The organism is Psychrobacter sp. PAMC 21119, assembly GCF_000247495.1.
Classification (GTDB): domain Bacteria; phylum Pseudomonadota; class Gammaproteobacteria; order Pseudomonadales; family Moraxellaceae; genus Psychrobacter; species Psychrobacter glaciei.
Genome location: NZ_AHVZ01000002.1, coordinates 1 through 7391 on the forward strand (window position 1 = coordinate 1; position 7391 = coordinate 7391).

General features: G+C 43.9%; 6 protein-coding genes. 3 read left to right on the plus strand and 3 right to left on the minus strand.

Translation table 11 applies throughout. The features are described 5' to 3' along the window. Window positions 1–282 precede the first annotated feature (282 nt). The 3 genes from RH96_RS00015 (at window position 283) to RH96_RS00025 (ending at window position 2936) form a co-directional block, all read left to right on the plus strand. Window positions 283–1659 carry a 5-(carboxyamino)imidazole ribonucleotide synthase gene (locus RH96_RS00015; protein ID WP_010195717.1) on the plus strand — a complete coding sequence of 459 codons (1377 nt, stop codon included), beginning with the start codon at window positions 283–285 and terminating at the stop codon, window positions 1657–1659. Next, the gene (locus tag RH96_RS00020; RefSeq protein ID WP_010195720.1) at window positions 1659–2108 is read left to right on the plus strand and encodes a YaiI/YqxD family protein; all 450 of its coding nucleotides are present in this window, start codon (window positions 1659–1661) and stop codon (window positions 2106–2108) included. Before RH96_RS00015 ends, RH96_RS00020 begins: the two co-directional genes overlap by 1 nt. Window positions 2109–2297: 189 nt before the next feature. Then, entirely contained in the window at window positions 2298–2936 is a 639-nt protein-coding gene (locus RH96_RS00025; RefSeq protein WP_010195723.1) for an NAD(P)H-binding protein, read from the plus strand. Window positions 2937–3220: 284 nt separating this feature from the next. Here RH96_RS00025 and epmA read toward each other — a convergent pair whose 3' ends face one another. The 3 genes from epmA to RH96_RS00040 all read right to left on the minus strand — a co-directional run bounded on the left by epmA (window position 3221) and on the right by RH96_RS00040 (window position 6816). After that, on the minus strand, window positions 3221–4270 hold the full coding sequence (gene epmA / locus RH96_RS00030; protein WP_010195725.1) for an EF-P lysine aminoacylase EpmA: 1050 nt from the start codon (window positions 4268–4270) through the stop codon (window positions 3221–3223). A gap of 57 nt (window positions 4271–4327) precedes the next feature. Further along, entirely contained in the window at window positions 4328–5626 is a 1299-nt protein-coding gene (locus RH96_RS00035) for a 4-phosphoerythronate dehydrogenase (protein WP_010195726.1), read from the minus strand. Window positions 5627–5694: 68 nt separating this feature from the next. Next, the gene (locus tag RH96_RS00040) at window positions 5695–6816 is read right to left on the minus strand and encodes an AI-2E family transporter (protein WP_010195728.1); all 1122 of its coding nucleotides are present in this window, start codon (window positions 6814–6816) and stop codon (window positions 5695–5697) included. Window positions 6817–7391 lie beyond the last annotated feature (575 nt).

Consider the following 7391-nt stretch of genomic DNA (forward strand, 5'->3'; position numbering starts at 1 on the left):
CTGGCAGCGGCTATTTTTTAGACAATACGCAGTGAAATTTTGGACGCCTAGTCATTCTAGGTTAGACAATTTCGCCATGTATTGGCAAAAAATAGTCCTGCCCTGAAAGGCTGATGCTAAAATCACCTCAAACGTTGTTGTAAACTTAGCTAAGGTCTAGACATTATCGTCAGTTTACGCCTAGTTTGATGCGATTTTAGCAATCAGCAGTCCTAATATTTGAATGTTCAACAGACCCTAAACCGAATACCCTTTATTCATTTTTAATTCAAAGAGCCTGCCATGACCACAGCGAACGCTTATCCTGTTACCCAAACCATTCGTACTATCGGTATTTTAGGCGGTGGTCAGCTTGGCATGATGCTTGCCGAAGCGGCCATGCCATTAGGCTATCAGTGTGTGTTTTTAGAAGACAATGCTGAATGCCCTGCCAGCCTTTACGGGCGCGTCTTTCATAGCGAGCAATTAGAAGCCTTTATTGCCGCAGCCGATGTATTTACATTGGAGTTTGAAAACACACCGACGGCGACGGTTGAACAACTGACCAATTTATCAACATCTGGTAGCAAGCAAGGTATGTTTCCGCCACCGATTGCCCTTGATATCGCCCAAGATCGCTTAAAAGAAAAGCAGATGTTTAATGCGCTTGATATCGCCACCGTCCCTTTTAAAGCAGTCAACTCTGAAGCCGAGCTACAGCAAGCTTGCAGTGAGCTTGGACTGCCCATCGTCCTAAAGACCAGCCGCGGCGGTTATGATGGCAAAGGTCAATTTGTCATTAAGCAAGACAGTGATATCAAAGCCGCCTGGCAAGACCTCAAAGACGCTGTCAGTGGTAAAGGTGAGCTGACGCCAACGCCCGCGCCATTGATTGCAGAAGGTTTTATTCATTTTAGCCGTGAGGTCTCTATTATCGCGGCACGAGGACAGAACGGTCAGGTACGCTGTTATGATTTGGTTGAAAACCATCATCATGATGGTGTTTTGGCCAAGACCCAAGCGCCCGCGGTTGGGACTAGCCATTTATTTAAGCAAGCGACCGATGCGATTACCACGGTCATGAATCATTTGGGTTATGTGGGTGTTATGGCGCTTGAGCTGTTCGTCACCAAAGACGCGCGTGGCAATGATGCTGTACTCGCCAATGAGATTGCGCCTCGTGTACACAATTCTGGACACTGGAGTATTGAAGGCGCTGTTACCAGTCAATTTGAAAACCATATTCGCGCAGTCGTCAATCTGCCATTAGGTGATACAGACAATGTTCATCCAGCGATTATGCTCAACGTCTTAGGGCAATATCCTGATATCAGCGCCGTGCTAGCTATCGATGGCGCGCATTATCATAGTTATCATAAGGCTGAACGCGAGGATCGAAAAATTGCGCATATCACATTGATGCCCAATGATGTTGCCGATTTAGAGCCTGCCTTAGCCAAACTCGTCGCGGTACTTCCCAATAAAATTGGTCTTGATAAAAAATTAGCCTCTGGTGCCATCGATGATCAGCCAAAAGCGACCGATCATTCGGCGGTTATGGCAGCTGATAAAACGTCTAAAGACAGCAACGACACGGTTAAAAATGATAACGCTATCAAGGATAGCCAAACCAAGCCAGTTATAGAAGCTAAATCGAAAACAGAGAAGGCTAAAAAATAATGCAAATTTGGGTGGATGCTGATTCGGTGCCATTAATTGCCAAAGATTTGATTATCAAAACGGCTGAACGGACGCAGACAATGGCTATTTTTGTCGCCAATCAGCCAATTAAGCTGCGTAAGTCTCCGTTGCTCATCATGACAGTAGTGCCGTCAGGGTTTGATAAAGCGGACGATTATATCGTAGAACAAATACAGCCAGGCGATCTTGCGATTACCAGTGATATTCCTTTGGCCAATGATATTTTGGACAAAGGTGGCATGGTACTGACCACACGCGGCATGGTCTATGACAAAAACAATATCAAGCAAAAGCTCAATATGCGTGATTTTATGGATACCATGCGCGGTACTGGTGTGCTAGAGCTACAAGAGATGAGCGGACAAAAACCATACGGCGACCGTGATAAAAAAGCCTTTGCCGATGGTCTAAATCGTTTGGTACGTTGATTTTTAATAATGCTATTTCCCTTCCACTCACTCTAAATCTCTCATAGCCTGTGCTCTTTGCAAACCGTATACAATCATAACCAAACACTATGCAATCGGCACGCTTCATAACGAAGTGTACCAACCATTCTTGTTACGCTACATTCAGTTTTTACAACAACAGTAACGTACATAAGAATAGGAATGACTATGAAAATTTTAGTAATTGGCGCAAGCGGTCGAGTAGGAACAGATTTGGTCAAGCAGTTATTGGCTGATAATCACCAAGTGGTAGGCACGACCCGTCAAAAAGAAAAATTATTCAATGACGATAACTATAGCCAGTTAGATTTAGACATTACGGCTCAAAAAGACGCGATTCAGAAGCAAATCGATCAAGATATTGATGCGGTTTATTTTGTAGCTGGTTCTGGTGGTAAAGATATCTTAGAAGTCGATTTACATGGTGCGATCAAAACCATGCAAGCGGTACAGGATAAAGGTATCAAACGCTACATCATGCTCAGCACAGTGTTCTCATTAGACACCAAAAAATGGGACGAGCTAGGACTTGGCGACTTAAAAGGCTATTACATCTCTAAGCACTATGCCGATCAGTGGTTGGTAAATAACAGCAGTCTTGACTACACTATCGTACAAGCAGCGGCGCTAAAAGAACGCGAAGCGACTGGTAAAATCATCGTCAATGACAACAATTCTGGTGAAAACTCGATTGCAGATGTTGCCGCTACTTTAGTGGCTGTATTAAACGCGAGCAATACGACCAAAAAAGTCTTTGGCATGCATAACGGCGAGACAGCAATCGATGAAGCTGTAGCCAGTGTATAAGCTTATTTGATAACGGCTTATAGGAATCTAACGAGATTAGATTTTTAAAAAGCTTAAAAGAAGGGTCACTTATTTATTGGCGAGCGTTCAAACAGCCAATCGATAAGTGACCCTTTTGCTTTGTACGGTATTTAAAAATACAATATTTAAACATCAGTGATAAAAGCGGTGTTCTAAATTGGAGTGTCAAATCACATAATCGATACAAGAGACTTTTTGCTTAGTAATACAAGCAAGTAATAAAGCGCTTAATACTCTATTTTATTGATACAGCGTCGGCTATATTACGCCAAACCACTCGGAAACGGAATGACGTCCTCTAAGCTATTCGCCCCTGTTATCACCATGAGCAATCTATCGATACCGACGGCGATACCGCTACAGGGTATCAAGTCATCGGATGCTGCCAATAGGTGCTCATCGATTGGCATGACTGGCAGGTTATGACGCTGACGCAATTGATTGTCTTGCTCAAAGCGTGCCCTTAACGCCTGCCCATCTGCCAGCTCGTCATAAGCATTGGCAATCTCAATACCATTAACATATAACTCAAAGCGCTTAGCCACTTTGTTACCGTCTTTATCTAAAGCCGTTTTTGCTAATGCTGCTGTTGCTGGAGGATACTCTATAATCAAAGTCGGCAAATCGTGACCCAAGTTTGGCTCGACTGCATGGCTGAACAATAGGTCCAACCAACTTTGACGAATATCTTCTTCACTATTGGTTGCGCTGCTTTCTACACTATTAAAATCAAAACCGGTCAACCCTTTATCCTCTGCCACTGCTTGTAGAGTGGCTAGACTAGCCGTCAGCGGATGTATGCCGACGAAGTCCATAAAGGCATCAACATAGCGGTAATGGTTCATCACAATCGGATAGCCATAGAGCGCTTCTAGTAGTTCGCCAAGCTCAGCCGCCATATCGGCTAAGCTATAATTCGGCTGATACCATTCCAGCATAGTAAATTCAATATTGTGACGTACGCCTATCTCATTATCTCGAAAAACGGGACAAATCTGATAAATAGGCACTTGCCAGCTAGCCAGTAAACGCTTCATGGCAAATTCAGGCGACGTATGCAGGTAATAAGTACAAGGTCGATCTTGATAAGTAACTTGCGCAGCGACTGACTGCAAAAAAGTATCTGTATTGCCAGCTTGCGACAGTAGCGGTGTTTGCACTTCTAGTACTTGCCGCTTATTAAAAAACTGACGAATATCCTGCATGAATTGCGCACGCTGCTGCGCCATACTTAGCGTCATGGTTGGTGCGTAGCTGGGCTTAGCATCCGGCTTAACATCCGGCTTAACAGAAGAATTGATTGATTGATTCATGACTATTTACTGTGGCTAATGGATTATAAAAATAAGTTTGTAAACTGAGGGTTGGCTTTAAAACTGCCATTCACGGCGCAAATGATAATCACGGCGCAGTTGATCAAAATCAGCACCACTAACTTGTCCATCAACTGCCTGACTCCGCAGAGAAGCATCATCTTGCATAATGTCATAAAACTTAATCAATCTATCTGGATGCGCCTTCAACTCAGACCACAAAAACATATTTAGTGGTAACAGTTTTTGCATAGATTGAGCAGGTGCGACCGCCAGTTTTTCACATAACGCATCATAAATAATTTGCGTGCCGCGCAGCTTCCCTTCTACGGTATAGCCAGCGATGTGCGGCGTGGCGATAGCCAATTTGGCCAACAAGCCTTCAGAAATCTCTGGCTCGTGCTCAAACACATCAAGCACTACTTGCCGCTCGTTACGCTCAATATCTGCTTCTAAATCACTCGCATTAACAACAGGCCCACGCGCGCTATTAATGAGCATGGTATGCGGCGACATCATTGCTAGAGCCTCGGCATTGATTAGATGACGTGTTGGATAATCACTGCCATTACTACTTTGAAAACTTTGTCCATCCGCAGCCTTTTTATCCGTACTTTTTTTGTCCGTGAGTGGCACATGTAAACTGACAACGTCGCTTTGGCTAAGCACTTGCTCAAAACTGGCATTATTAATATCTGAAGGGTGTAATAATGGGTCATAGCCCAGTACTTGCCAGCCCAAAGCAGTCGCATATTGAGCGAGTGTACTGCCAATATTACCAAGCCCAATGATGCCCAAGGTTAATGGTCTCGTTGATAGCCTTGTTGATAGCGTCGTTGATGGCCTTGTTGATAGCGTCGTTGATAGCGTCGTTGATGGCCTTGTTGATAGCGTCGTTGATAGCGTCGTTGATAGCGTCGTTGATAGCGTCGTTGATAGCGTCGTTGATGGCCTTGTTGATGGCTGCCAATACTGCGGACGCAGCGTTAAGATAGCCGTCAGTACATATTGGGCGACCGAATGTTTGCTACAGCCAGCAGCATTGGCAAAAGTGATATTGCGTGCAGCCAAATAATCTTGATCAACATGATCGGTACCGATCGTTGCAGAGCCAACAAACTCAACACTTTCATTATCAGCCAGTAATGCTTCGTTTACTGACGTTACAGAGCGTATTAACAATATAGTTGGCTGTAATTCGGCAAGCAATTGCGCATTGATATCGCGTCCAGCCACTTTGATAATACTTACCGTCTGCTCAGTCGCCTGACCAAGCATAGTGGCAGTAAAAAACTCATCAAGGCTGGCGATATTACTATCCGCCAAAATAGTGATTCCTGTTACTGTATCCGTCATCGCGTTAAGCCTTATTAAATATCTTTATCGATCGGTATTTTACTCTTTATGACTCAGCTGCTTTCACTTTACTCATCAACCGCTGATTGTGTGTTTTTATCGCTCAACATGACGTCTTGTGGGGCGAATATCTCATTTTTGTGTTGCGATATCCACTCACGCCATACCGCAAGACCGATGGCCAATACCACAGGACCGATGAACAGACCAACGAAACCAAAAGCTGTTAAACCGCCCAATACCCCGATAAAAATAATGATGAAAGGAATCTTGGTAGCACCGCTAATCACGATAGGACGGATAAGGTTGTCGACCCAGCTGATGACCAACACGCCCCACAATGCCAAACCAATACCTTCTACCGTATGACCCTGACTTAACAACCAAATCGACACCCCGCCCCACACAAATGGCGTACCAAACGGGATTAAGGCAATGATGAAGGTGATAATTGTCAGTAAAATAGGACTTGGCGCACCAGAGAAATAATAACCAATACCAGCAAGTATCGCCTGTGCCAATGCGGTCAGCCCAATACCATATACTACAGCGCGAGTGGTCGTACCCACAGAGTCAATATAACCATCGATACGATTGCCAATGATGTTACGTAAGGCTTGACGGATTTGGCGAATCAAGCTTGTGCCATCACGATAAAAGAAGAACAGGGTCATCAGCGCCATGCCAAGCTTGGCAAGACTACTGAACACCACATCAAAGGCGATTTTGCCATAATATAAATGGGACTGTACCCAAATACGAAACGCTTCTAGCGTCCCTTCAGGGTTCTTATTGATGCGCCACAGCACATCTTTGACTTGTTGACCGATAATCGGTAAATCTTTGACAGAATCAGGCACGTCCAAATAACCTACTTTAATACGATAAATTAAGTTACTGATGATACTTAAGGCTTCCTGCTGCAAAATAAAGATACCGACCACGAGCGGCACGCCGATCATAAGAGAGATGTTCACGGTCATGATAGCGGCGCTAACGTTTGAGCTGAACTTTACGCGTTGGTGAAAAAAGTTATAAATAGGAAAAGTAACGTACGCTAAAATCGCCGCCCATAGTGCCGGTACAATAAAAAACTGTACCACTTGAAAACATAATATAAACAGCACAACCAATAAAGTAATGGCCAATAAGCGCTGAATAATAAATTCTTTTGTCCAGTTTTCTATCATAGTGTATAAACCAAAAGCGGACAGCAAAACCTCATACGGCATTGCTGCAAAGTTTATAAATAGGTGAACAGCAATCTACGGGCAATTTCCGTAGAGGGTATCCATTAGCGAGGGTGGTTGGCTATAAATATACAGGTCAATATTGGCTACAAGTAAGCTTGCCTCACGTCAACCGTAACACAGTTGATGTCAATAATGTCTTAGAAAACAGGACAAGAAGCAGACTACCTACCGACAGGTATTATGCAACAAAGTAGGTCAAATAAATAACCCTATGTTGTAATCTTTCCTTACAATTTTTTTGGGCTAACTTCACTTGACCGTTACGTTGTTAACCAAACCATCATACATAGAATGAATGCCGAAAAACAATAGGGCGTGTTGAACATTCACAAATAGGCACTGCTGATTGCGAAAACTGTTCTAGACAAGGCGTAAAACGACGGTAATGCTCATGCCTCAACTAGGTTTACAACGCAGCATAGGACAGTTTTCGCATCAGCTCGAAGAGACAGGATTATTTTTTGCCATTTCATGGTTAAAAGCTGAGACTGCCAAGGCACACAGGGGATAGG

What these genes read in the sequence shown, in the direction of transcription:
- RH96_RS00015 (WP_010195717.1), top strand. Translation starts at nt 283, where the DNA reads ATGACCACAGCGAACGCTTATCCTGTTACCCAAACCATTCGTACTATC.
- epmA (WP_010195725.1), bottom strand. Translation starts at nt 4,270, where the DNA reads ATGAATCAATCAATCAATTCTTCTGTTAAGCCGGATGTTAAGCCGGAT.
- RH96_RS00040 (WP_010195728.1), bottom strand. Translation starts at nt 6,816, where the DNA reads ATGATAGAAAACTGGACAAAAGAATTTATTATTCAGCGCTTATTGGCC.
- RH96_RS00020 (WP_010195720.1), top strand. Translation starts at nt 1,659, where the DNA reads ATGCAAATTTGGGTGGATGCTGATTCGGTGCCATTAATTGCCAAAGAT.
- RH96_RS00035 (WP_010195726.1), bottom strand. Translation starts at nt 5,626, where the DNA reads ATGACGGATACAGTAACAGGAATCACTATTTTGGCGGATAGTAATATC.
- RH96_RS00025 (WP_010195723.1), top strand. Translation starts at nt 2,298, where the DNA reads ATGAAAATTTTAGTAATTGGCGCAAGCGGTCGAGTAGGAACAGATTTG.